At 66.1% G+C, this 24,578-nt stretch carries 24 protein-coding genes; 14 read left to right on the top strand and 10 right to left on the bottom strand.

The window, feature by feature from the left end:
* Positions 1-14 precede the first annotated feature (14 nt).
* The gene (gene pyk / locus ACEN88_RS02770) at positions 15-1,463 is read left to right on the top strand and encodes a pyruvate kinase (protein ID WP_413337291.1); all 1,449 of its coding nucleotides are present in this window, start codon (positions 15-17) and stop codon (positions 1,461-1,463) included.
* An 8-nt stretch (positions 1,464-1,471) separates the two neighbouring features.
* Here the strand turns inward: pyk and ACEN88_RS02765 are convergent, their stop codons facing one another.
* Positions 1,472-1,732 carry a hypothetical protein gene (locus ACEN88_RS02765; RefSeq protein WP_413337290.1) on the bottom strand — a complete coding sequence of 87 codons (261 nt, stop codon included), beginning with the start codon at positions 1,730-1,732 and terminating at the stop codon, positions 1,472-1,474.
* Positions 1,733-1,821: 89 nt separating this feature from the next.
* Here ACEN88_RS02765 and fba point away from each other — a divergent pair, with 89 nt between their 5' ends.
* The 8 genes from fba (at position 1,822) to ACEN88_RS02725 (ending at position 10,784) form a co-directional block, all read left to right on the top strand.
* Entirely contained in the window at positions 1,822-2,886 is a 1,065-nt protein-coding gene (gene fba / locus ACEN88_RS02760) for a class II fructose-bisphosphate aldolase (protein WP_413337289.1), read from the top strand.
* A 241-nt stretch (positions 2,887-3,127) separates the two neighbouring features.
* Complete coding sequence (locus tag ACEN88_RS02755) at positions 3,128-4,024, top strand: phosphoribosylaminoimidazolesuccinocarboxamide synthase (protein WP_413337288.1); 897 nt, start codon at positions 3,128-3,130, stop codon at positions 4,022-4,024.
* On the top strand, positions 4,024-4,530 hold the full coding sequence (gene purE, locus ACEN88_RS02750) for a 5-(carboxyamino)imidazole ribonucleotide mutase (protein WP_371767239.1): 507 nt from the start codon (positions 4,024-4,026) through the stop codon (positions 4,528-4,530). The genes ACEN88_RS02755 and purE overlap by 1 nt, the downstream gene beginning before the upstream one ends.
* Positions 4,530-5,720, top strand: a complete 1,191-nt coding sequence (locus tag ACEN88_RS02745; protein ID WP_413337287.1) for a 5-(carboxyamino)imidazole ribonucleotide synthase — start codon at positions 4,530-4,532, stop codon at positions 5,718-5,720. Before purE ends, ACEN88_RS02745 begins: the two co-directional genes overlap by 1 nt.
* Positions 5,717-6,742 carry an L-threonylcarbamoyladenylate synthase gene (locus ACEN88_RS02740; RefSeq protein ID WP_413337286.1) on the top strand — a complete coding sequence of 342 codons (1,026 nt, stop codon included), beginning with the start codon at positions 5,717-5,719 and terminating at the stop codon, positions 6,740-6,742. Before ACEN88_RS02745 ends, ACEN88_RS02740 begins: the two co-directional genes overlap by 4 nt.
* Before the next feature lie 109 nt (positions 6,743-6,851).
* Positions 6,852-8,363: an alpha/beta hydrolase family protein gene (locus ACEN88_RS02735; RefSeq protein WP_413337285.1), complete on the top strand. Its 1,512-nt coding sequence runs from the start codon at positions 6,852-6,854 to the stop codon at positions 8,361-8,363.
* 196 nt (positions 8,364-8,559) lie between these two features.
* Entirely contained in the window at positions 8,560-9,930 is a 1,371-nt protein-coding gene (locus tag ACEN88_RS02730; protein WP_413337284.1) for an SGNH/GDSL hydrolase family protein, read from the top strand.
* 176 nt (positions 9,931-10,106) lie between these two features.
* Positions 10,107-10,784, top strand: coding sequence for an OmpW/AlkL family protein (locus ACEN88_RS02725; RefSeq protein WP_413337283.1), 678 nt, complete (start codon positions 10,107-10,109; stop codon positions 10,782-10,784).
* A gap of 62 nt (positions 10,785-10,846) precedes the next feature.
* On the opposite strand, the gene ACEN88_RS02720 is transcribed toward ACEN88_RS02725, so the two are convergent.
* Positions 10,847-12,040, bottom strand: a complete 1,194-nt coding sequence (locus ACEN88_RS02720; protein ID WP_413337282.1) for an acyl-CoA dehydrogenase — start codon at positions 12,038-12,040, stop codon at positions 10,847-10,849.
* A gap of 132 nt (positions 12,041-12,172) precedes the next feature.
* Complete coding sequence (locus ACEN88_RS02715) at positions 12,173-12,673, bottom strand: flavin reductase family protein (RefSeq protein ID WP_413337281.1); 501 nt, start codon at positions 12,671-12,673, stop codon at positions 12,173-12,175.
* Between the two features lie 106 nt (positions 12,674-12,779).
* Between ACEN88_RS02715 and msrA the strand changes: the two genes are divergently transcribed.
* Positions 12,780-13,319 (top strand): peptide-methionine (S)-S-oxide reductase MsrA, encoded by a 540-nt coding sequence (gene msrA, locus ACEN88_RS02710; protein ID WP_413337280.1) that lies wholly within the window; start codon positions 12,780-12,782, stop codon positions 13,317-13,319.
* A gap of 2 nt (positions 13,320-13,321) precedes the next feature.
* On the opposite strand, the gene ACEN88_RS02705 is transcribed toward msrA, so the two are convergent.
* Complete coding sequence (locus ACEN88_RS02705) at positions 13,322-14,536, bottom strand: class I SAM-dependent methyltransferase (RefSeq protein ID WP_413337279.1); 1,215 nt, start codon at positions 14,534-14,536, stop codon at positions 13,322-13,324.
* A gap of 38 nt (positions 14,537-14,574) precedes the next feature.
* Complete coding sequence (pdxH, locus tag ACEN88_RS02700) at positions 14,575-15,771, bottom strand: pyridoxamine 5'-phosphate oxidase (protein ID WP_413337278.1); 1,197 nt, start codon at positions 15,769-15,771, stop codon at positions 14,575-14,577.
* Between the two features lie 100 nt (positions 15,772-15,871).
* On the opposite strand from pdxH, the gene tcdA reads away from it, so the two are divergent.
* The 3 genes from tcdA to cysK are packed head-to-tail and all read left to right on the top strand — an operon-like array spanning position 15,872 to position 18,291.
* Complete coding sequence (gene tcdA / locus ACEN88_RS02695) at positions 15,872-16,750, top strand: tRNA cyclic N6-threonylcarbamoyladenosine(37) synthase TcdA (protein WP_413337277.1); 879 nt, start codon at positions 15,872-15,874, stop codon at positions 16,748-16,750.
* A 35-nt stretch (positions 16,751-16,785) separates the two neighbouring features.
* Positions 16,786-17,328 carry an FKBP-type peptidyl-prolyl cis-trans isomerase gene (locus ACEN88_RS02690; RefSeq protein WP_413337276.1) on the top strand — a complete coding sequence of 181 codons (543 nt, stop codon included), beginning with the start codon at positions 16,786-16,788 and terminating at the stop codon, positions 17,326-17,328.
* A 30-nt stretch (positions 17,329-17,358) separates the two neighbouring features.
* On the top strand, positions 17,359-18,291 hold the full coding sequence (cysK, locus tag ACEN88_RS02685) for a cysteine synthase A (protein ID WP_413337275.1): 933 nt from the start codon (positions 17,359-17,361) through the stop codon (positions 18,289-18,291).
* A 48-nt stretch (positions 18,292-18,339) separates the two neighbouring features.
* Here the strand turns inward: cysK and ACEN88_RS02680 are convergent, their stop codons facing one another.
* The 5 genes from ACEN88_RS02680 to ACEN88_RS02660 all read right to left on the bottom strand — a co-directional run bounded on the left by ACEN88_RS02680 (position 18,340) and on the right by ACEN88_RS02660 (position 23,910).
* A complete protein-coding gene (locus tag ACEN88_RS02680; protein ID WP_413337274.1) occupies positions 18,340-19,329 on the bottom strand; it encodes a cation diffusion facilitator family transporter in 990 nt (329 codons plus the stop codon).
* Positions 19,326-19,643, bottom strand: a complete 318-nt coding sequence (locus ACEN88_RS02675) for an ArsR/SmtB family transcription factor (protein WP_036236165.1) — start codon at positions 19,641-19,643, stop codon at positions 19,326-19,328. The genes ACEN88_RS02680 and ACEN88_RS02675 overlap by 4 nt, the downstream gene beginning before the upstream one ends.
* An 89-nt stretch (positions 19,644-19,732) precedes the next feature.
* Positions 19,733-22,519 carry a M16 family metallopeptidase gene (locus ACEN88_RS02670; RefSeq protein ID WP_413337273.1) on the bottom strand — a complete coding sequence of 929 codons (2,787 nt, stop codon included), beginning with the start codon at positions 22,517-22,519 and terminating at the stop codon, positions 19,733-19,735.
* Between the two features lie 15 nt (positions 22,520-22,534).
* A complete protein-coding gene (locus tag ACEN88_RS02665; protein WP_413337272.1) occupies positions 22,535-23,425 on the bottom strand; it encodes a metallophosphoesterase family protein in 891 nt (296 codons plus the stop codon).
* Positions 23,426-23,427: 2 nt separating this feature from the next.
* Positions 23,428-23,910 (bottom strand): CinA family protein, encoded by a 483-nt coding sequence (locus tag ACEN88_RS02660; protein ID WP_036236278.1) that lies wholly within the window; start codon positions 23,908-23,910, stop codon positions 23,428-23,430.
* 370 nt (positions 23,911-24,280) lie between these two features.
* Here ACEN88_RS02660 and ACEN88_RS02655 point away from each other — a divergent pair.
* Positions 24,281-24,578, top strand: a 298-nt coding sequence (locus ACEN88_RS02655; RefSeq protein WP_413337271.1) for a YfiR family protein, incomplete at its 3' end; no start/stop codon positions are given.

Below are 24,578 nucleotides of genomic sequence, written 5' to 3'. Positions count from 1 at the left end.
TCAAGGATAGATCAATGTCTCGTGGTACCAAGATCGTCGCAACCATCGGCCCCGCTTCCTCCGACTTCGATACGCTCGTCCGCATGATCCGCGCGGGCGTGGACATCGTGCGCCTGAATTTCTCGCACGGCCGCGCCCAGGACCATATCGACCGTGCCAACCTGGTGCGTCGCGCCGCAGCCGAGTGCGGCCGCGAAGTGGCGATCATGGCCGACATGCAGGGCCCTAAGATCCGCGTCGGCAAGTTCGAAGAAGGCAAGATCCTGCTGAACAACGGTGACCGCTTCATCCTGGACGCCCGCTGGGGCGAGAACGGCGAGCTGGGCAACCAGGAACGCGTCGGCCTCGACTACAAGGCACTGCCGAACGACGTCCGTCCGGGCGACACGCTGCTGCTGAATGACGGCCTGATCGTGCTGATCGTCGAGCGCGTGGCCGGCAGCGAGATCCACACCATCGTCAAGGTCGGCGGCGACCTGTCCAACAACAAGGGCATCAACCGCATGGGCGGCGGCCTGACGGCGCCGGCGCTGACCGCGAAGGACATGGAAGACATCAAGACCGCGATGACCTTCCAGGCCGACTATCTGGCGATCTCGTTCCCGAAAACGGCGACCGACATGGAAATGGCGCGCCAGCTGGCGAACATCGCCGGCGAGCCGTTCGGCCACAAGCCGATGATGATCGCGAAGATCGAGCGCGCGGAAGCAATTCCCGTGCTGCAAGAGATCCTGGACGCCTCCGACGGCATCATGGTCGCCCGCGGCGACCTCGCCGTGGAAGTGGGCAACGCGGCCGTGCCGGCGCTGCAGAAGCGCATGATCCGCATGGCGCGCGATTGCAACAAGCTGGCGATCACCGCCACGCAGATGATGGAATCGATGATCGTCAACGCCGTGCCGACCCGCGCCGAAGTGTCGGACGTGGCCAACGCCGTGCTGGACGGCACCGACGCCGTGATGACGTCGGCCGAGACCGCCGCCGGCAAGTGGCCGGTCGAGACGGTCGAGATGATGTCCGCGATCTGCGTCGAAGCGGAACGCTCCGAATACAACAAGCTGGAAGCCGACTTCCTGAACGTGCAGTTCACCCGCATCGACCAGTCGATCGCGTACGGTGCCCTGTTCACCGCGCACCACCTGCGCGTGAAGGCGATCGTGGCGCTGACCGAGTCCGGTTCGACCGCGCTGTGGATGAGCCGCCACCGCGTCGACACCCCGATCTTCGCCCTGACGCCAAGCGTCACCACCCAACGCAAGGTTGCGTTGTATCGTAACGTGCATGCGTACCACCTGACGCAGCGCGGCGACAGCAGTGCCGTCCTGAAACAGGCGGAAGATTTGCTGGTGGCCAACGGTATCGTCAAGAAGGGCGACACGATCGTCGTCACGTGGGGCGAGCCGATGGGCCAGGTCGGCGGTACGAACGCGCTCAAGATCGTTCGCGTCGGTGAATTCAATTAAGAGGGAGCTCAACACCTGAGCGCGGGGGGGGGGGGCCCCCCCCCCCCCCCCCGCCCGACCCGCGAGTGGGTGTGGGGGGCGGCCCCCCCGCCCCCGCGCCCCCCCCCCCCCCCCCCCGCGGGGGGGGGGGGCGGCGGTGGCGCCGGCCTCCCCCCCCCCCCCTCCATCTCTGTGTCTTTTCCAACACCCCCCCCCCCCCCCCCCCCCCCCCCCCCCCCCCCCCCCCCCCCCCCCCCCCCCCGCCAGACTGTCGAACGGATGATGTGCATGGCTGACGCGCCTTCGCGCGAGGCCAGACGCACGCACGCGCAGAAGGTGTGAGACCGGAAAGGTTTCTTTATTCCTATGGAGCTAAACCATGGCACTCGTATCAATGCGTCAACTGCTGGACCACGCCGCCGAACACGGCTACGGCCTCCCGGCGTTTAACGTCAACAACCTGGAGCAGGTCCAGGCCATCATGGCCGCGGCCGACCAGACCGGCAGTCCGGTGATCATGCAGGCTTCGGCCGGCGCCCGCAAATATGCCGGCGAAGCCTTCCTGCGCCACCTGATCGACGCCGCCGTCGAAGCCTACCCGCACATTCCCGTCGTCATGCACCAGGACCACGGCCAGTCGCCGGCCGTCTGCATGGCCGCGATCCGTTCGGGCTTCACGTCCGTCATGATGGACGGCTCGCTGGAAGCGGACGGCAAGTCCGTCGCGTCCTACGACTACAACGTCGAAGTGTCGAAGGAAGTGGTGAAATTCGCGCACTCGATCGGCGTGACCGTCGAAGCGGAACTGGGCGTGCTCGGTTCGCTGGAAACGATGAAGGGCGACAAGGAAGACGGCCACGGCGCCGACCGCACCATGACCCGCGAAGAGCTGCTGACCGACGTGGCACAGGCCGCCGACTTCGTCGCGCGCACCCAGTGCGACGCGCTGGCCATCGCCATCGGCACCTCGCACGGCGCCTATAAATTCACGCGCAAGCCGACGGGCGACATCCTCGCCATCGACCGCATCAAGGAAATCCACGCGCGCATCCCGAACACGCACCTCGTGATGCACGGTTCGTCGTCGGTCCCGCAGGAACTGCTGGCGATCATCCGCGAATTCGGCGGCGACATGAAGGAAACGTATGGCGTGCCGGTCGAGGAAATCCAGGAAGGCATCAAGCACGGCGTTCGCAAGATCAACATCGACACCGACATCCGCCTGGCGATGACGGCCGCGATCCGCAAATACCTGTTCGAGAATCCGGCGAAATTCGACCCGCGCGACTACCTGAAGCCGGCCCGCGAAGCCGCGACGCAGATCTGCAAGGCACGCTATATCTCCTTCGGCTGCGAAGGCATGGCGGCCAAGATCAAGCCGATTCCGCTGGAGAAAATGGCGGAGCGCTATAAGGCTGGTGAGCTGGCGCAGATCGTTCAGTAATAGCTGTCCCGCACCGTTAGCACGTCGTCCCCGCGGAGGCGGGGACCCAATTTTCTCGACTCAGCCACGAAATTGGGCCCCTGCCTTCGCAGGGGCGACGGTTCTTGCAGTCATCCATTGCCGCTTTTGACGACGATGACGTAAGAATCACGTAAAATATCGCTTTGGCACCGGCTCTCACTGGCCGCCGCCCATCCGACCGGCACCTTCGCCGGTTTCGCTTTATCAAGATATCCCCTCTATGAAAAGCCTCTACCAATCCACTATTTCCTCCCTGCCATTGCTGGGCCATGGCAAGGTCCGTGACAACTACGCCGTCGGCGACGACAAGATCCTGATCGTCACGACCGACCGCCTGTCGGCCTTCGACGTCGTCATGAACGAACCGATCCCCGGCAAGGGCATGGTGCTGAACCAGATGAGCGATTTCTGGTTCGAAAAACTCGGCCACATCGTGCCGAACCACCTGACCGGCGTGGCGCCGGAATCCGTGGTCGCACCGGAGGAAGTGGAGCAGGTCAAAGGCCGCGCCGTCGTCGCCAAGCGCCTGAAGCCGATCCTCGTGGAAGCCGTCGTGCGCGGCTACATCATCGGTTCGGGCTGGAAGGATTACCAGGCGACCGGCTCCGTCTGCGGCATCCAGCTGCCGGCTGGCCTGCGCCAGGCCGACAAGCTGCCCGAGCCGCTGTTCACCCCGGCCGCGAAAGCCGACCTGGGCGAGCACGACGAGAACATCAGCTTCGCCGACATGGAACAGCGCATCGGTTCCGAACTGGCGAATAAAATCCGCGACATCAGCATCCAGCTGTACAAGACCGCCGCCGACTACGCGGCCACGCGCGGCATCATCATCGCCGACACCAAGTTCGAATTCGGCCTGGACGAGAACGGCGTGCTGCACCTGATGGACGAAGTCCTGACCGCCGATTCCTCGCGTTTCTGGCCTGCGGATTCGTACGCGCCGGACATGTCGCCGCCGTCGTTCGACAAGCAGTTCGTGCGCGACTACCTGGAAACGCTGAAGGACTGGAACAAGGCCCCGCCGGCGCCGGCGCTGCCGCAGGACGTCATCGAAAAAACCCAGGCCAAGTACTTCGAAGCCATCGAACGCCTGACCGGCGAGAAGCTGAAGGTTTAATGATGGCGGATCAGAACAAGCCGCTGGTCGGGGTAATCATGGGTTCCAGCTCCGACTGGGACGTGATGCAGCACGCCTGCGCCATGCTGAAGCAGTTCGGCGTGCCGTTCGAAGCGCAAGTGATCTCGGCGCACCGCATGCCGGACGAGATGTTCGCGTACGCGGAATCCGCCCGTCGCCGCGGCCTGCGCGCCATCATCGCCGGTGCCGGCGGTGCCGCGCACCTGCCGGGCATGGTCGCCGCGAAAACGGTCGTGCCGGTGCTGGGCGTGCCCGTGCCGTCGAAATACCTGCGCGGCGAAGACTCGCTGCTGTCGATCGTGCAGATGCCGAAGGGCGTTCCCGTGTCGACGTTCGCCATCGGCGAAGCCGGCGCCGCGAATGCCGCGCTGACCGCGATCGCCATCATCGCCACCACCGACGACGCCCTGGCGGGCCAGCTTGAACAATTCCGCCAGCAACAGACCGCCGCCGCCAAGGCCATGACCCTGCCTGTGAACGACTGATGAGTACTACGAAGTCACTAGCCTATTTGCCGGAAGCCGCGGAACCCGCGTGGCTCGGCGTGATGGGCGGCGGCCAGTTGGGCCGCATGTTCGCCCACGCCGCGCAGGCGATGGGCTACCGCGTGGCCGTGCTGGAGCCGTCGGCCGATTGCCCGGCCGGCCAGGTGGCCGAACGCCTCGTCGAGGCCGGCTATGAAGATGCGGCCGGCCTGGATGCGCTGGCCGCGCAATGCGTGGCCGTCACGACGGAATTCGAAAACGTCCCGGCCGCCAGCCTGTCGCGCCTCGCGCAGCGGGTGTTCGTGGCGCCGAACGCGCACGGCGTGTCCGTCGCCCAGGACCGCATCGCGGAAAAATCCTTCTTCGTCGCCTGCGCGGGCAAATCCGGCGTGATGCCGGCGCCGCACAAGGTGATCGCGAGCGATGCCGACATCGACGCGATCGCCGAGGACCTGCTGCCCGGCATCCTGAAAACGGTGCGCATGGGCTACGACGGCAAGGGCCAGGTGCGCGTGCGCACGCGCGAGGACGTCCGCGCCGCATTCGAGGCAATGGGCCGCGTGACCTGTCTGCTGGAAAAGATGCTGCCGCTCGCGTACGAGGTGTCCGTGCTGACGGCGCGCGGGGCGGATGGTCAGTCGGTCGTCTACCCGATCGCGGAAAACGTGCACCGCGACGGCATCCTGTTCACGACGACCGTGCCGGGCCCGAACGTGTCCGACGAATGCGCGCGCAAGGCGCAGGATGCGGCGCGTGCCATCGTGGCCGAGCTCGGTTACGTCGGCGTGCTGTGCATCGAATTCTTCGTGCTGGCGGACGGTTCGCTCGTCGTCAACGAGATGGCGCCGCGGCCGCACAACAGCGGCCACTACACGATCGATGCGTGCATCACGAGCCAGTTCGCGCAGCAGGTCCGTGCGATGGCGAAACTGCCGCTGGGCGATGTGCGCCAGCATTCGCCGGCCGTCATGCTGAACATCCTCGGCGACGTGTGGTTCGAGGGCGAGGCCGTCCGTGAACCGGCGTGGGACCAGGTGCTCGCGCTGCCCGGCGCCAACCTGCACCTGTACGGCAAGACGGACCCGCGCCGCGGCCGCAAGATGGGCCACGTGACGTTCGTCGCGCCGACGCTGCAAGAGGCGCAAGCAAACTTTGCGCAGGCCTGCACCATCCTCGGGATCGCGCCGTGACCGATGTGATCAAGGCCGCCGCGCGCGCGCTCGAGGCCGGCCGCCTCGTCGCGCTGCCGACCGAGACCGTGTACGGCCTCGGCGCCGATGCGGAGAATCCGGCTGCCGTCGCCGCGATCTATGCCGCCAAGGGCCGCCCGCAGGATCACCCCGTGATCGTGCACGTGGCGCCTGGCGCCGATCTCGACTACTGGGCCACCGACATCCCGTCGGAAGCGCGCCAGCTGGCCGACGCCTTCTGGCCCGGTCCGCTGACGATGATTTTAAAACGCGCGCCGCACATTCCGGACGCCGTCTCGGGCGGCCAGGACACGGTCGGCATCCGCTGCCCGTCGCACCCGGTTGCCATCGAACTGCTGCAGGCGTTCAAAGGCGGGAAGGGCGGCATCGCGGCGCCGTCCGCGAACAAATTCGGTGCCGTCAGCCCGACGACCGCGCAGCACGTGCGCGACGAATTCGGCGACGACATCGGAGAACACGGCCGCATCGCGTTCGTGCTGGATGGCGGCCAGAGCGAGGTCGGCATCGAATCGACGATCGTGGATCTGTCGCGTCTCGCCACGCACGGCCCCGTGCTGCTGCGTCCGGGCCATATCTCGGCGGATGCCATCGCGGCCGTGATCGACCAGGTGCCGGCCCGTCCGGATGCCGCGGCACCCCGCGCCTCGGGCACGCTGGAATCGCATTACGCGCCGCACACGCCGGTCGCGATGCAGGACACGGCGACCCTGGCCGAGACCTTGTCCAGGTTGCAAGGGGCGGGACGCAAGGTCGCCCTGATCCATTACGCCGACTTGCCGGCCACGCACGCGGCCGTCCGCCTGCCGAATTCTCCGGAAGGCTTTGCGCATGCGTTGTATGCGGCGCTGCGCGCGATGGATGGCACGGGTGCCGACGTCATCCTCGTCGAGGCGCCGCCGCAGGATGGGCCATGGCTGGGTGTCAACGACCGCCTGCGCCGCGCCGCGCATGGTTCGACCGGCATCGTGCACGGGTTGATAAACAACACTACCGCGCTGTAATCAGTCGGGAATCTTCCCAAAAACGCCTGTCCGGTGCATGCTACTCGGCAATCCCGGCCCGCCTTTCTGCGCGGGCCTTTTGCCTTGATCAGTGAGTCGAAGGACATCCATGCGTTCCCTCTTAACCCTGGCCTGCAGCCTTGGGCTGGGCTATTTGCTTGCCGCTTGCAGCGGCGGCACCACCGCCGGCGGCACGCCGACCGGCGTCGCGAATCCTGAACCGCTGCCCGTCGCGACGCGCGGCAGCCTCGTGGGGCTGGCCGCCTCCGTGGCCGTCAACGTCGGCGGTGCAAGTCTCACCACATTGACTCCGACCGTGCTGGCCGGCTTCCTCGAATCGGCCCAGCAGGGCACCCTGGCCGTCGCGGGGCAACCGCAGTGCTCGGTCTCCGTGTACAAGGTCCACTACAACACCATCGGCGGCGCCGGCGAAGCGACGGACGGCAGCGCCGCCGTCTTCGTGCCCACCGGCGGCGGCGCGTCGTGCAGCAACTCGCGGCCCGTCGTGCTGTATGCGCACGGCACCTCGTTGCAGAAATCCTACGACATGGCCGACATCGCCAACAACACGGAAGCGCGCCTCGCGGCGGCCGTGTTCGCGGCCCAGGGCTTCATCGTCGTCGCGCCGAACTATACGGGCTACAGCGGTTCGTCGCTGGGCTACCACCCGTACCTGGATCGCGTCGCGCAGGCCGCCGACATGATCGACGCGCTGCGCGCCGCACGCACGTCGTTCGGGGCGATCGGCGCCAAGGATTCCGGCAAGCTGATGGTCACCGGGTATTCGCAAGGCGGCTATGTCGCGCTGGCCACGCAGCGCGCCATGCAAGACCTGGGCACGAACGAGTTCACGTTGACGGCGGCGTCCGGCATGTCGGGTCCGTATGCCATCGCCCGCTTCGGCGACGACCTGTTCGGCGGCGCACCGCGGAGTGGTGCCACCGTGATCGTGCCGATGATCATCAACGCGGGCCAGCATGCGAGTGCCGCGCTGTACGCGACGCCGTCGGACGTTTACGAGACGCAGTACGCCGCATCCATCGCCGACCTGGTGCCGGGCAGCCTCGGCAGCGGTGACCTCGTCGACCAGGGCAAGCTGCCCGAGTCCGCCCTGTTCGCTGCGGATTCGCAGCCGCAGACGCCCGGCTACACGGCATATTTCGGCGCCAACAACCTGATCCGCACGGCCTACCGCAGCGGCTACCTGGCCGATCTCGCCGCGCATCCGTGCGACCAGAGCGCGACGTCGCCGCTGGCCTGTACTCCGGCTCACAACCTGCGTAAATGGCTCGTGCGCAATGATCTGCGCAGCTATATGCCCAATGCACCCACGATGCTGTGCGGCGGCCACGACGACCCCGTCGTGCCATTCTTCAACACGACGTCGGCCGCGAGCTATTTCAGCGCGCGCGGCAGCAGGATCACGCTGCTCGACATCGACGATACCCCAAGCCTGAACGACCCGTACCGCTCGGCCAAGGCAGGCTTCGTGGCGGCCAGGACGATCCTGCGCGCGGCGTCGGGCGACGGTGCCGTCGCGTCGGCCTATCACGCCGGTCTCGTGGCGCCGTTCTGCATGGCGGCGACGCGTGATTATTTTCAGACAACATTGTCACATTAAGACATGAATTCACCGGCGGCATTGCTATAATCGGCCGCGCTGCCGGCCTCGTTTCCAGCCGTCGCAACAGGGTGTTGTTGCCGGCGCACGACAAAGCTTTTCGCTATACAACGATGCCGAACACTGGCATATTAGTTGGCACACGAATAGCACGGCCGTTCGTTGCAAAAAGAGAAAAATTTCTTTAGGAGACACAATGCGTAAGACCTCATTCGCGCTCGCGCTGTTGACCGCTGCCGTCCTGACGGCTTGCGGCGGCAGCAGCACCAGCCCTCGCGGCGGCGACCAGACCCCGGTCACCAAATTCAGCGCACAGGTATCGTTCGGCGATAGCCTGTCCGACGTTGGCTCGTATGCCGTCGGTGGCGTCAAGGCGCTGGGCGGCGGCAAGTTCACGATCAACGGCGACAACACGTCGATCAACGCTGACCTGACGGGCAAGAACTGGACCGAATTCGTCGCAGCCCAGCTGAAGCTGCCGGCACCGTGCGCGGCCCAGACCGGCCTGCAGGGCGACGCGACCAAGGGCTTCGCCGTGCCCGTTACGTTCAACACCAATTGCCTCAATTACGCGCAGGGCGGCTCGCGCGTGACGAATCCGATCGGCCCGAACAACAAGGCCGTGAACCCGACGCTGGGCCTGACCACCGTGCCCGTGGTGACGCAGATCGAGAACCACCTGGCCAAGAACGGCGGCAAGTTCAGCGGTACCGAACTCGTGACCGTGCTGGCCGGCGGTAACGACATCCTGTTCCTGCTGGGCCAACTGTCGACGAACGCCACCGCCGCCGGCACCGCCGCCGGTTCCCAGGCCTTCGCCGTGTCGCTGACGACCCAGCTGGCCGCCGGTGCGACGAACCCGGCCACCGCGGCCCAGGCGATCGGCCTCGCCATCCAGACGGAAGCAGCGCGCGCGGGCCACACCGACGCGTCCATCGTGCAAGCCGCCGTCACCGCCGCCGTCATGGCCGGCAACACCGCCGCCGCGCAGGCGACCGTGTACGGTCCGATGGTCGCCAAGGCCCAGGCCGACGCCACGGCCGCCGGCCAGAAGGCGGGCGCCGATTACCTGACCGCCAACGCCGCGGGTGTCGTCACCGCGATGGCGACGGCCGGCGCCGAGCTGGGCGTCCTCGTCAAGACGCAGATCGTCGCCAAGGGCGCGAACTACGTCGTCGTGAACAACCTGCCGGACGTGGCATCGACGCCGTCGGGCAAATCGCAGTCGGCCGCCGTCCAGGCGCTGATCGGAAAAGCCGTCGACGCCTTCAATGCGCAGCTGAAGGCCGCTGTCGCCAGCGAGCCGAAGGTGCTGTACGTCGACCTGTGGAGCGTCAGCCACGACGAGGTGATCAACCCGGCGCCGTACGGCCTCACCAATACGTCGACCCCGGCCTGCGGCCCGAACGCGCTGGGCACGACGTCGCTCGTCTGCAATGCGAAGAACGTGATCGCAGGCGACGTCAGCCGCTACATGTTCGCCGACGACGTGCACCCGACGCCGTTCGAGAACTGGCTGATCGCGCGCTACGTCCTCGAGCAGATGGCCGTGAAGGGCTGGCTGTAATCGTCACGAAGGGGACCTCGAAAACCGTCGCGAGCGGCCGCAATGTCGGGCGAGAAGCGGAGCTGTACGAGAGTACAGCGAGCATCGCAACCCGACAGTGCAACGCGCAGCAGGTTTTTCGACGTTCACGACAGGCCCGTCCGCGGGAGGGCCATCAATAAGAATCAGGAGATAACATGAAAGTAAGTTCCAACGTCGTGAAACTGCTGGTCGCCGCGGGTGCGCTGGCCGTGGCGGGCAGCGCCGCGGCACAGGCCAAGGGGAAGTGGGCCGTGTCGCTGGGCGCCATCGAGATCGAACCGAAGGTAGAAAGCGGCGCGATTTCCGCCCCGGCCCTGCCGAATTCGCTGGGCGACGTCGGCAAGGACACGGAACCGGTGGCGATCATCAACTACGGGATCACCGACAACATCACCGCCGAATTCACGATCGCGAAGCCGTACAAGCACAGCATCTACGGCGCAGGCGCCATCGCCGGCACGGGCGAGCTGGGCACGGCGCATGCCTTGCCGCCGACGTTGTTCGCGCAATACCGTTTCTTCTCGCCGAACGCGGCGTTCCGTCCTTACGTCGGCCTGGGCGTGACCTATGCCTACTTTTACAAGGAAACCGGTTCGTTCCGCCTGACCGCGCTGACGAACCCGGGTGGTCCGGCCACGACGTTTAGCATCGACAACAAACTGACTTATTCGGGCCAGATCGGTGCCGTCTGGAACTTCAACGAGAAATGGTTCCTCAACGCCGCACTCGTGAAGACCCGCCTGCGGACCGACGTGCACTTCTCGACGGGGCAGAACCAGCACATGAAGCTGGACCCGAAGTCGACCGTGCTGACCCTGGGCTACAAGTTCTGAGCGCGTTTCGCGCAATAAAAAACCCGCCGTGTTCGGCGGGTTTTTTTCGTGCACCGGGGCGATCAGAACGCCGCGATACCGGTCTGCGCGCGACCCAGGATCAGCGCGTGGATGTCGTGCGTACCTTCGTACGTGTTGACGACTTCCAGGTTGACGAGGTGACGCGCCACGCCGAACTCGTCGCTGATGCCGTTACCGCCCATCATGTCGCGCGCCATGCGTGCGATGTCGAGTGCCTTGCCGCAGGAATTGCGCTTCATGATCGACGTGATCTCGACCGCGGCCGTGCCCTCGTCCTTCATGCGGCCCAGGCGCAGGACGCCCTGCAGGCCCAGCGTGATTTCCGTCTGCATGTCCGCCAGTTTTTTCTGGATCAGCTGGTTGGCGGCCAACGGCTTGCCGAATTGCTTGCGGTCCAACACGTACTGGCGCGAACGGTGCCAGCAGTCTTCCGCGGCGCCCAGCGCACCCCAGGCGATACCGTAGCGGGCCGAATTCAGGCACGTGAACGGACCCTTCAGGCCGCGCACTTCCGGGAACGCGTTTTCTTCGGGGCAGAATACTTCGTCCATCACGATCTCGCCCGTGATCGACGCGCGCAGGCCGACCTTGCCATGGATGGCCGGCGCCGACAGGCCTTTCCAGCCTTTTTCCAGCACGAAGCCGCGGATCTTGCCTTCGTCATCCTTCGCCCAGACGACGAACACGTCGGCGATCGGCGAGTTCGTGATCCACATCTTCGAGCCGGACAGCGAGTAGCCGCCGTCGACCTTGCGCGCGCGCGTGACCATCGAGCCCGGGTCGGAGCCGTGGTTCGGTTCGGTCAGGCCGAAGCAGCCGATCCACTCGCCGGTGGCCAGTTTCGGCAGGTATTTCTGCTTCGTTTCTTCATTGCCGAATTCGTAGATGGGCACCATCACGAGCGACGATTGCACGCTCATCATCGAGCGGTAGCCGGAATCGACGCGCTCGACTTCGCGCGCGATCAGGCCGTAGCTGACGTAGTTCAGGCCGGGGCCGCCGTATTGCTCGGGGATGGTCGGGCCCAGCAGGCCGAGCTCGCCCATCTCGCGGAAGATGGACGCATCGGTGGTTTCGTGGCGGAAGGCTTCGAGGACGCGCGGCAGCAGCTTGTCCTGGCAATAGGCCGCGGCGGCGTCGCGCACCATGCGTTCTTCGTCGAGCAACTGCTCGTTCAGCAGCAACGGATCATCCCAATGGAACTGGGCTTTGCGGGTCGTATCGGAACGGCTCATGGGGCTCCTGTCTCAATCTTTGTAAGAATGTGGCGGGCGAATGGATGGCCGCCCGGGACGAGCCATTATAGAAACCCCGCCCCGTCACATCTTTTCAAACTGCGACAGGCATTTTCATTTTTCAAACAAGGATCAGGTGCTGCCGAAGCGGCCGCCATGGAACAGCAGGGCGGACTGTGGATGCACGGCGCAGTCTTCCACTTCGCCCACGAAGATCACGTGGTCGCCTTCCGGGTAGCGGCTGCGGTTGTGGCATTCGAACCAGGCGGAGACGCCCTTCAGGATCGGCAGGCCGGTGCGCGACAATTCGTACTCGACGCCTTCGAACGGATCCTGGCCACGGCGCGAGAACCGGCGCGCCAGCTCTTCCTGGCCGGCGGACAATACGTTGATGACGTAGTGCGAATTGCCGGTGAAGATGGGCAGGCTGTTGGCGACGTTCGACAGGCTCCACAGCACCAGCGGCGGCTCCAGCGATACGGAATTGAAAGAGGACGCGGTCAGGCCGCGGAATTTGCCGTCGCCCAGGCGGGTCGTGATGACGGTGACGCCGGTCGCGAATTGGGACAGGGCCTGGCGAAAATGGGCGGAATCGAAACCGCGCGTGGTGGCGCGAGGTGAGCTGGTGTTCATGCGCGCATTATGCCATCAATGGCCGGCGGTCCCCCGAGCCTGCACGACCGCGCACTTTCGTTTACAGTGAAACCATGAACAACTATTTATCCCTCGAGGAGTCAGCATGAGCCAGCAATCAGCAACCGAAGTGGCCATCCTGGGCGGCGGGTGTTTCTGGTGCCTGGAAGCGGTTTACCTGGAAGCGCGCGGTATTCTCCGCGTGGAATCGGGCTATATGGGCGGCGAGATTCCCGCGCCGACCTACGAGCAGGTGTGCGCGGGCACGACGGGCCACGCGGAAGTGGTGCGCCTGGAATTCGATCCGAACGTGATCAGTTATCGCGACATCCTGGAAATCTTTTTCACCATCCACGACCCGACGACGCCGAACCGCCAGGGCAACGACGTCGGCACGCAATACCGCTCGGTGATCTTCTTCACGTCGCCGGAACAGGAAGCGACGGCGCGCAAGGTAATGGCCGAGATGGCCGCCGTGTGGGATGCGCCGATCGTCACGCAGGTGCTGCCGGCCGAGCAGTGGTACAAGGCCGAGGACTACCACCAGAATTATTTTGCGCAGCACCCGTTGCAGGGGTATTGCGCGTTCGTGGTGGCGCCCAAGGTGGCCAAGTTCCGCAAGGTGTTCACGGATCGGGTGAAATAGCGCTAGCGATACATGTACCGCCGCGACCACGGAATCAGGTCCGGTTCTTCGCCCGCCTTGCCGCACACGATCTGGTACAGGCTGATCCAGTCGTGTGCGAAGCCGTACGCGCAGCCGGCCAGGTAGACGTGCCAGATGCGGAACGTCTTCGGATCGCACGTCGCCCGGATGCGGTCGGCATTGTTCTCGAAATTCTCGGTCCACAGCGCGCACGTGCGGGCATAGTGGCGGCGCAGGTTTTCCACGTCGCGGACCTCGAGTCCGCCTTCCTGCATCGTGCGGATGACGGTGGACAGATGCGCCAGCTCGCCGTGGGGGAACACGTATTTGTCGATGAACTCGCCACTGCCGTGCGGGCTGTTGCGCTGCTCGACATCGGTCGTCGTGATGCCGTGGTTCATCACGACACCACCCGGCGCCAGCAGCTTGCTGATGCGGCGGAAGTATTCCGGTAAATTGTCCACGCCCACGTGCTCGAACATGCCGACGCTCGTGATGCGGTCAAAACTGCCCGCGACGTCGCGATAGTCCTGCAAGCGGATCTCGACACGGTCCTGCAACCCGGCCTGCGCCACGCGCTCGCGCGCCAGCTCGTACTGGCGTTCGGACAGCGTGACGCCGACGCAGCGCGCCCCGAACTTGCCGGCCGCACGGATCACGAGCGCGCCCCAGCCGCAGCCGATGTCGAGCAGCGTCTGGCCCGGCTGCACGCCGATCTTGGTGAGGATGTGGTCGATCTTCTTTTGCTGGGCCGTGGCCAGGTCCTCGTCGCCGCTCTCAAAATAGGCGCAGGAATACACCATGGCCGGGTCGAGGAACAGGCTGTAGAACTCGTTGGAGACGTCGTAGTGGTAGCGGATTGCCTCGGCATCCTTCTCGCGCGTGTGCGGCGAGACGAGGCGCAGGGCGGCGCTGGCGACGCGGCTCGCGCGCGCCGGCTTGCCCGTCGTTTCCGCGAGGGCGGAACCCACCTGGATCATGTCGGCCGCGCGTCCTTCGATCTCGAGCGCGCCTTCGACATAGGCCTCGCCGAGGTTGCCCAGCGACGGCGCGAGGAGGTAGCGCAGGCCGCCCGGGTTCGGGACGCGGATTTTCACGCGTGGTTGCTCAGGGGACAGGTCCACCTGCGCGCCGTTCCATAATTCCACGCGCAGAGGCAGGTTGAATTTACTGCGTATGCCTGAGGTCCAGGCGGAAAGCTTCAGTTGATCGAACACGCGTCTTCTCCGGCTGATCCTGAACCGGATGCACCGGGTCAGGGTTGCAAACGTTGCCGCGTCCAGCCGCCATCTTCCTGCCGCGTGTAGACGATGCGGTCGTGGAAGCGTGAACGCCGCCCCTGCCAGAACTCGATCCGTTCCGGCACCAGGCGAAAACCGCCCCAGTGTTGTGGTCGTGGCGGTGCTTCGCCATACTGACGCGCCACTTGCTCGTAGTGTTCTTCGAGGGCGGCACGGTTTGCGATCGGCTCGCTTTGTTCGGACGCGATCGCCGACAGCCGGCTTTTCAATGGTCGGCTGTTGAAATACTTATCGCTTTCCTCGGCACTCGTGCGCTCAACTCTGCCTTCGATCCGCACTTGCCGTTCAAGTTCACTCCAGAAGAATAGCAGAGCTGCAAAAGGCTTGCTTGCCAGCTGCTTGCCTTTCTGGCTGTCGTAATTCGTGTACCAGGTGAAGCCGCGCGCATCGAATTGCTTGACGAGAACAATGCGCGACGTCGGCCGCCCATCCTCGCCCACGGTGGCCACGCTCATCGCGTTCGGCTCGTTCACTTCGGCCTTCAGCGCCTCCTCGAACCAGCGCGTGAACTGGTCCATCGGGTCGTCGGCGACGTCGCTCTCGTCCAGGCGGGCCTGGCCGTAATCCTTGCGCAGGTCGGCGACTTTTTCGCCGATGGAAGATGCCGGGGCCACCGCCTGTTCGAGGCCGCGGCGCTGGCGCATCGCGCCGCCCAGGCGCGCCATCTGATCCGGACCAAAGAGGCGCAGCGCCATCGGCGCGACGATGCCTTCTTCGCGTTCCATATGGCCGTGATAGCTCTGCACGAAGCGGCGCACGATCGAAGCCGACAGCTGCGTGCCGCTGCCGTCCGCGATCCCCGCCAGCTGCTCGTGCAGGTCTTGCCACATTGCATCCATGTCCTTGTGTTCCTGCAAGATCATGGGCGCGAGCGCCTGCAGCGTGGCCGCATCGTCGCCCTTGGCGACCGCGAGCAGCATCGGCAGCAGGTCCTGTTCTTCGTCTTCGTGGTGCAGGTGGGCGGCCTTGTCGAAGTATTTCAGTACGGCCGTTGCCGCCTGGCGCGCCTGCTCGTCGGCGCCGTGTTCGGGCAGGTGGGCGAGCAGTTTTTCCATGGTCGCAAGCTGTTTGCGGATGCGGCCGTGGCAATGCTTGAGGACGGCGACGGGTTGGTCGAAATCGGGAGCGGGGTCGGCAAGAAGGTTGTTCATGATCGCTGTTGTGGACGTGCAGAATGCGGGAAATTTTTTGATTGACTGAAAGTTATTTTAGAGCAATGAGCGCCATTCCGTCCGGTAAAATGAAGGGATCATGACTACGATTTCCACCTCCCTCTTCGATGACGTCGACTTCGAGCGGCGCTTCGGCGGCATTGCCCGCCTCTACGGCGAGCGTGCACTGGAACGGTTCCGTGCGGCGCACGTTTGCGTGGTCGGCGTCGGCGGCGTCGGCTCCTGGATCGTCGAGGCGCTGGCCCGCAGCGCCGTCGGCCGGCTCACGCTCATCGACCTCGACAACGTGGCCGAATCCAACATCAACCGGCAGATCCAGGCCCTGTCGACCACGGTCGGCATGCCCAAGATCGAGGCGCTGAAACAGCGCATCGCGCTCATCAATCCGTACTGCCAGGTCGATCTCGTCGAAGATTTCATCGATCCGGACAACATTCCGCAGATGATCGGCACGGACGGTTTCGACTACGTCGTCGACGCGATCGACAGCGTGAAGGCCAAGGCCGCGCTGATCGCGTACTGCAGCCAGCATGCGATCCCGCTGATCGTCATCGGCGGCGCCGGCGGCCAGCTGGATCCGACCAAAATCGAAGTGCGCGACCTCGCCCGTACCGAGCAGGAACCGCTGCTGAAAAAAGTGCGCAAGATCCTGCGTGCCCGCTACGGCTTCGCGCGCGGCGAAAAGAACAAGTACCACATCGACGCCGTGTTCTCGATGGAACCGCTGCGCTACCCGCAGTCCGGCGACGGCGACGCCTGCGAAGTCGACGCGAACAGCATCACCGGCCTGAACTGCGCCGGCTTCGGCTCGAGCATGGTCGTCACCGCGACGTTCGGCATGGTCGCGGCCGGCCACATGCTGCGCAAGATGGCGGAGGAGGCGAATGCCGTGCCGGTGCCGGATCATGTAACCGAATCCGTCGACGCTGTGCAACCCGAGGAGGCCTTGTTATCATAGGATCAGTTTTTTACTGATTCGTGAAAAGAGGCTCCATGATCCGTCGTATCGCCCTCGCGAGCCTGCTGCTGGCGGCCGTCGCCGCCAACGCGCAGGACGCATCCCAGCAGGCCGGCGACGGCCTGCAAGGTCCCAAGGACCCGGCCCAGGCCACCGCCAACGCGGCCCATCCCGGCAACCCGAACAATCCCGTCGACCCGACGCCCGCTGGCCAGGAACAGCAAGGGCCGAAGGTGCAGGTCGTCGACCACGTGATCGGCAAGGGTGCCGAAGCCAGCGTCGGCAGCACGGTCGTCGTCAACTACACGGGCTGGTTCTACAAGCCGCTGGCCGCCAGGCAACGCGGCCGCAAATTCGACTCGTCGCTGGACGCGGGCCGCGAACCGCTCGAGTTCCAGCTCGGCGCGCGCCAGGTCATCAAGGGCTGGGAGCAGGGCGTGCAGGGCATGAAGGTGGGCGGCAAGCGCACGCTGATCATCCCGAGCGAACTCGCGTACGGCAAGCGCGGCGCAGGCGGCGGTTCCATTCCGCCGGATTCCGACCTGATCTTCGACGTCGAACTCTTGAAGGTCAAGTAAGTCCACAATTCACTCAACCGGGAGGACTGCATGCGTATCGCGAACGACGTGACGGAACTGATCGGCAATACCCCCTTGGTGCGGATCCGCCGCCTGGCGCAGGGCGCCGGCGCCGATCTCACCGCCAAGCTCGAGTTCTACAATCCGGCCCACAGCGTGAAGGACCGGATCGGCTGGGCCATGATCGAAGCGGCCGAGCAGGCCGGCAAGATCGGCCCGAACACCATCATCGTCGAGCCCACCAGCGGCAACACGGGCATCGCGCTGGCGATGGTCTGTGCGGCGCGCGGCTACCGCTGCCGCCTCGTCATGCCGGAAACGATGAGCAACGAACGGCGCATGCTGCTGCGCGCGTACGGCGCCGAACTGGTGCTCACGCCGGGGCCGGAAGGCATGCTGGGCGCCATCCGCCGCGCCGAGGAAATCGTCGCGGCCGACCCGAACTGCTTCATGCCCCAGCAGTTCAACAATCCCGCCAACCCGGAAGTCCACCGCCGCACGACGGCCGAGGAAATCTGGCGCGATACCGATGGCAAGGTCGACATCCTCGTGGCCGGCATCGGCACGGGCGGCACGATCACGGGCGTGGCCGAAGTGATCAAGGCGAGGAAGCCGTCGTTCCAGGCCATCGCCGTGGAACCGGAAGCGTCGCCGATCCTGTCGAAGGGCACGAAGGGCCCGCACCCGATCCAGGGCCTCGGCGCCGGCTTCATTCCGGACGTGCTGAACACGAAAGCCTACGACGAAGTCATCACCGTCAAGAACGAGGATGCTTTCGAGACGGCTCGTGCGGCCGCGCGCGAGGAGGGGCTGCTGGTCGGCATCTCGTCCGGCGCTGCCCTGTGGGCCGCGATCCAGGTCGCCAAACGGCCGGAAAATGCGGGCAAGCTGATCGTGACGATCATTCCGTCGTTCGGCGAGCGCTATCTCAGTACGGCGTTGTACGCGAACCTGGCCGGCTGATCAGGCTTTCCATGTAAAAACGGCCCGCTTGCATGCGGGCCGTTTTGTTTAGTGCGCGTGTGAGTGACCGTGATGATGGTCATGATCATGATCGTGATCGTCATGCGCCTCCGGCCCATCGTGCAGGCAGCAACTGCTGTGCTTGGTCGTCCCTTGTTCCACCTGCAGCGTGCAGTGATGGATGGCGAAATCCTCGCGCAGGTGCCCGACGATCTCGTCGATGGCCGCATCGCCCGGATAGCCGCCCGGCATCACGAGGTGGGCCGTGAGGGCCGTTTCCGTCGTGCTCATCGCCCAGATGTGGACGTCGTGCACTTCGGTCACGCCGGGTTGCGCGGCCAGGAAGGCCGTGACGCCCGTCGCGTCGACACTGGCCGGCACGCCCGCCAGCACCATCTGGATCGATTCCTTGAGCAGCGACCACGTCCCCACGACGATCACGACGACGAGCACGAGGCTGACGACCGGGTCGAGCCACGACCAGCCCGTGTAGATGATCACGACGCCGGAGATGACGACGCCGAGCGACAGCAAGGCATCCGCCGCCATGTGCTGGTAGGCGCCGCGCACGTTGATGTCGTCCTTGCTGCCGGCCACGAACAGCCAGGCCGAGAAGCCGTTGATCAGCACGCCGACGAGGGCGACGATCGACACCGTCGTGCCGGCCACCGGTTCCGGATGGGCGAAGCGATGCACGGCTTCCCACGCGATGGCGCCGCACGCGACCATCAGCAGCAGGGCGTTGGCGAGGGCGGCCAGGATGGTCGTGCCGCGCATGCCGTACGTGAAGCGGCGCGTGGGCGCGCTCTTCGTCAGCAGCGCGGCGCCCCAGGCGAGGCCCAGCCCCAGCACGTCGGACAGGTTGTGGCCGGCATCGGCCATCAGCGCCGTCGAGTTGGCGATGAAGCCGTAGATGAATTCGATGGCGACGAACGCGGTGTTCAGGCCGATGGCAATGCCGAACGCGCGGCCGTTGTCGCCCGGCGCCGGGTGATGATGGTGGCCATGTCCATGGCCGTGGGAATGGTGGTGACTCATGCGTCCAGTCCGGTGGTGGGTTCGGCGATGTGTTCGAACATATTGGAAAGCAGGCCGCTGATGTGGGCATCGGCGGCCGCATAGAACACCTGCTTGCCTTGGCGCTCCGCCTTGACGATGCGGGCCGCGCGCAACAGGCGCAAGTGGTGGCTGACCAGCGAACTGGACAGGTTCAACGCGCCGGCGATGTCGCCCACGGCAGTCGGCTGCGCCAGGCAGGCGAGCACGATCCGCAACCGGGTGGGGTCGCCCAGCAGGTGGAACAGGTCGGCGAGTTCGTCGACCGCGTTGTCGATGTCGGGTGGGATGCTCATGCTTAACGTTTGAAGAACTGTTCACATGTTAAGCGCATCGACGTGGCGGACGCAAGCCATATCGTATGCGCGCATGGTGAAGCGATGCGTTAAGGAAGCTGGCCGTCCGTATCGCGCGTTTCGGGCTGCCCCAACCCAAGCTTCTGCAACTGCGGCAGAATCGCCGCCCGATCCCCGACGGCGATGACTTTCAGCTGATCAGGCTTCAGGTATTTCTGCGCCGCCGCCTGCACCTGCGCCGCCGTCACGGCGCGGAACCGGTCGGGCAGGGTGCGCCAGTAATCCGCCGGCAGGTCGAACACGAAAGTCTCGGCCAGGCTCGCCCCGATACCGCTGTTCGTTTCGAACTGCCCCGGCAGCGAATACACCTGCGAGTCGCGCGCGCCCGCCAGTTCGGCCGCAGGCAGCGGCTTGTCGCGCATGCCGTTCACTTCCCTGAAGATCTCGGAAATGGAAGCCCCCGTGACATCCGTGCGCACGCTGCCCGCGATGGTGAACGGGCCCGGTGTGCGGTCGTAGCGGAACGCCGAGAACACGCCGTAGCTGTAGCCCTTGTCTTCGCGCAGGTTGAGGTTGATGCGGCTCGAGAACAGGCCGCCCAGCGCCGCGTTCATGACCTGCATGGCCGGATAGTCCGGCGTCCTGCGCGCGGCCGCGATCGTCGTCACGCGCAGCGCCGTCTGCGGCGTGCCCGGCTTGTCGACGACGACGAGACGTGCCTTGGTGCCGGCAGGATCGCCGACCGACGTCACGGCAGCATCGGCGCGTTCCCAGCCGCCGAAGCGGGCCGTTGCCAGCGTGCGCAACTCGTCCGCCGTGATGTCGCCGGAGACGACGAGGGCCGCATTGCCCGGCAGGTAGTGGCGGCGCCAGAAGCGCACGAGGTCTTCGCGCGTCGTCGCGCGGATCGCCTGTTCGGTGCCCAGCTGGCCGTAGCCGTACGGGTGATCCGGGCTGTACAGCGCACCGGCCGCGGCGACGACGGCGACGAGGGCGGGATCGTCGCGCTGCTGCGTCAGTTCGCCGATGCGGGAGGCGCGCTGGCGTTCGACTTCCGCGGTCGGGAAGGCCGGGTGCAGCACGACGTCGGCCAACACGTCCAGCGCCTGCGGGAACGTGGAACGCAGCGCGAGCAGCGACACGGTCGACGCGTCCGCCGTACTCCCGCTGCCGAGGAAGGCGCCGAGCTGCGCGATCTCGTCGGCGATGCGCGGCGCGCTGCGGGTGGCGGTGCCTTCGTCCAGCATCTGCGCCGTGAAGCCGGCGAGGCCCGGCTGGTCGGAGGGATTGGCGTCGGAGCCGCTTTTCACGACCAGTTCCGCCGCCACGAGCGGCAGCGCGGGGTTCGGGTGGACGATGACCGTCAGCCCGTTCGGCAGCTTGAACGCGTCGCCCTGCGGCAGCGTGAAGCGCGGCGCCGGACCCGGTTTCGGCGGCGTGCGGCGCCACGCTTGGTCGCGGTTGATGCCGGCGGCGCGGTCGGTCTTGCCGGTCTTCGAGACTTGGGGCGGTGGCGGTGCCGGCACGTCGGGGCCGAGGTCCGGCTTGCCCGGCACGCCGGCGACGATCACGCGCGCGTTCGGCTGCAGGTAGGCCTGCGCGACGCGGCGCACGTCGGCGGCGGTGACGCGGCGCAGGCGCTCGATGTCCTTCGGCAGGTAGCCCGGGTCGCCCGTGTACTGGTTGTACTGGTTGATCTGGTTCGCGAGGCCCGTGCCGCCCAGCTTCTCGATCGACGTCAGCATCGCCGTCTCGATCGTGTTGCGGGCGCGTTCGACTTCCTGCTCGGACGGTCCCGCGTCGCGCAGCGCCTTGAGTTCCGTATCGATCGCCGTCTCCAGCTCGGACGGTTCGTGGCCCGGGCGCGCGGTCGCGTCGACGATGAAGGTCGACGTGAGCGCGTTGGAATTCTGCGCGGCCGCCGCTTCCTGCGCGATCTGCCGTTCGTACACGAGGGTTTTATACAGGCGGCTCGATTTGCCGCCCGCGAGGATCTGCGCCGTCACCGCCAGCTCGGCGTCGCCCGGCTGGAAGGCCGGCGGCGTGAGCCACGCCATGTACAGGCGCGGCAGCTCCACGCGGTCCGGCACCGTGATGCGGCGCTCGCGCGCGATGGCTGGCGTCGCGACCTTCGGATGCACGACCGGCGGACTCTTTTTGAAGCTGCCGAAGTATTTGGCGACGAGGGCGCGCGTCTTGGCCTTGTCGATGTCGCCGGCGATCACGATGCTGGCGTTGTTCGGGCCATAGTAGCGCTTGAAGAAGTCGCGCACGTCGGCCAGCTTCGCGTTCTGGATGTCGGCGTGCGAGCCGATGACGGCCGCGTAATACGGGTGCGTCTTCGGGAACAGCGCGTGGTTCAGCGCTTCCTCGACGACGCCGTAGGGACGGTTCTCGACGCTCTGGCGGCGCTCGTTGCGCACGACGTCCTGCTGGTTCGACAGCGCCGCCTGGTCCAGCACGTCGAGCAGGTAGCCCATGCGGTCGGCGTGGACCCACAGCGCGAGTTCGAGCTGGTTCGACGGTACCGTGTCGTAGTAATTGGTGCGGTCGTAGTCCGTGCTGCCGTTGCTGTCGGTGGCGCCGGCGCCTTCCAGCAGGCGGTCGGCGAGGCCGCGCGGCAGGTGCCGCGTCCCGGCAAACATCATGTGCTCGAACAGGTGGGCGAAGCCGGTGAGCCCTGGCGCCTCGTTGGCGGGGCCGACGTGGTACCAGATGTTGACCGCCACGATGGGCAGGCGGTGGTCCTCGACGAGGATCACTTCCAGGCCGTTGGGCAGCGTCGTCTTGTCGTAGCGGACCTCGGGCACCTCGGCCGCTGCTACCGGCCCTGCGAGGAGGAGCAGCAGGGAAAAACAGGAGAGGAGACGTGTCATGCGGGCTCCGTTGTTTTAATGACAGGCGGCGCTGCCGCGGTCGGGTGGGGCGATGCTGAAGGACGCGAGCCGCGTCGACTCGACGAATTCCCAGCCGTACCCGCCCGCGTACAGGCGCAGGCGCAGCACGCCGGTGCGGTTGCTGTCGCGGACTTCGCTGTGCGCGACGGTGAACAGGAACGGCGTCGGATACGCGCCGCCGGTGCCGACGACGAACTGGCGAATGCCGTGCGTCGGGTCGAGCCGGCCATCCGCATCCTGCGGAGCGAAGCGCTCGTAGTCGTGGTCATGGCCGGACAGCACCAGCTCGGCGCCGGCCGCGTACAGCAGCTGCCAGGCGTCGCGCATCTTCGGGATGCTGCCGTGGCCGCCCGAGCTGTACAGCGGATGGTGCCAGTAGGCGAGCGTGCAGCGCGCGGGGTGGGCGGCGAGGTCGGCGCGCAGCCAGTCCAGCTGGGCCGCGTGCTGGGCCGGGGCGAGGTTGCTGTCCAGCGAGATGATGTGCCAGGTGCCCAGCTCGAAGCTGTAGTAACCGCGGCCGGCGCGCGCGCCCCACCAGTCGAAATAGGGCTTCGCGCCCGGCGTGTAGTACTCGTGGTTGCCGGGTGCGGGCCACGTGCGGTCCTTGAAACGGCCCCACGTCGGCGCATAGCAGCCGGTGAATTCCTTCATGGCGCCGCGCGGATAGGTCAGGTCGCCCAGCGCCAGCACGACGGCCAGCGGGTCCTGCGCGAGGCCGGCGGCGACGGTGGCGGCCGTGTCGGCCGCGCCCGAATACGCCGGATCGCGGTATGCACAGCGCGCGATGTCGCCGGCCGCGTACACGGTGATGCCCTGGTCCGGGCTTGCTGCGGCCGCGTCCAAGGAAGCGGCCGCCAGGAGCGCGGCCGCGGCCAGACGGCGCATCCTTACTCGAGCAGCCGCAAGAGGCCGGCCAGCGCGTGCGCCACCGTCTGCTCGCGTACCGCGTGGCGGTCGCCGGAGAACACGAGGCGTTCGGTGTACGTCGTGTCGCCCTTCGACCAGCCGAAGCACACCGTGCCCACGGGCTTGCCGGGCACGGCGCCGGTCGGGCCGGCGATGCCGGTCGTGGACACGGCCACGTCGGCGTTGCTGTTGGCGACCGCGCCCTCGGCCATCGCGCCCGCGACTTCCTCGCTGACGGAACCGAATTGCGCGATCAGCGCGGCCGGCACGTCCAGCATCTCCGTCTTGGAGGCGTTCGAATACGTCACGAAACCGCATTCGAACCAGCCGGTCGAGCCGGGGATTTCCGTGATGGCCTGGGAGACGCCGCCGCCGGTGCAGGATTCGGCCGTGGCCAGCAGCAGGTTCTTGGATTCGAGTGCCCGGCCTACACGGGTGGCCAGGTCGATGATGTCGTTCGTCACGTGTCGCTCCTCCTTGTAATGGCGGTAGCAGAGAACCGCCAGGTCTCCAGGATCCAACCGAGTGCGCCGCCGTGTGCCGGTCGCGGAAACGTTCCGCTGCGCGCTCGCGTCCATTCTAGCGCGCCTTCCCGCCCTGCGGCATCGGAATCTTAACGAAAAGCCATTCTTGCGGTTATGCCTTTACCGTCCTTACAAACGCAAATGTCTTTACTGCTGTAAATGACAGGCCCCGTTCCGTGCGACATCGTCCCCGGTCGTGCTGCTATCCTGCTCGCCTTGCGGGCTGGCCCGCTTGTTGTTCATTGACCGAACCAGGACCTCGCATGCCGCTCGACCGTTTCGCGCATGACCATCCGGGGCCGGCATACTCATGATGGTCTTTTCACGCGCAGCCGCGCGGCCTGTCCGCCGGGCGGCGCTGTGCCTGCTGATCCTCGCGGGTGCCGCCCACGCCGGCACAGGCCCCCTTGGCGCGCCTGAGCACAAGCTCAAGGCGGCCTACCTGTACCGTGTGGCCACGTTCGTCGACTGGCCGGACGCCGCGTTCGCGCACGCCGGCAGTCCGTTGCTGGTCGGCGTCGCCGGTAACGACGCGCTGGCCATCGAAGCCGCACAATTCATGACGGGCCGCCTCGTGCATGGCCGCGCGCTGGCGGTCCGTCATGAAT

The organism is Massilia sp. CT11-108 (assembly GCF_047302915.1).
GTDB classification, from domain to species: Bacteria; Pseudomonadota; Gammaproteobacteria; order Burkholderiales; family Burkholderiaceae_D; genus Telluria; species Telluria orientalis.
This window is presented reverse-complemented; position numbering and strand designations above follow the sequence as displayed.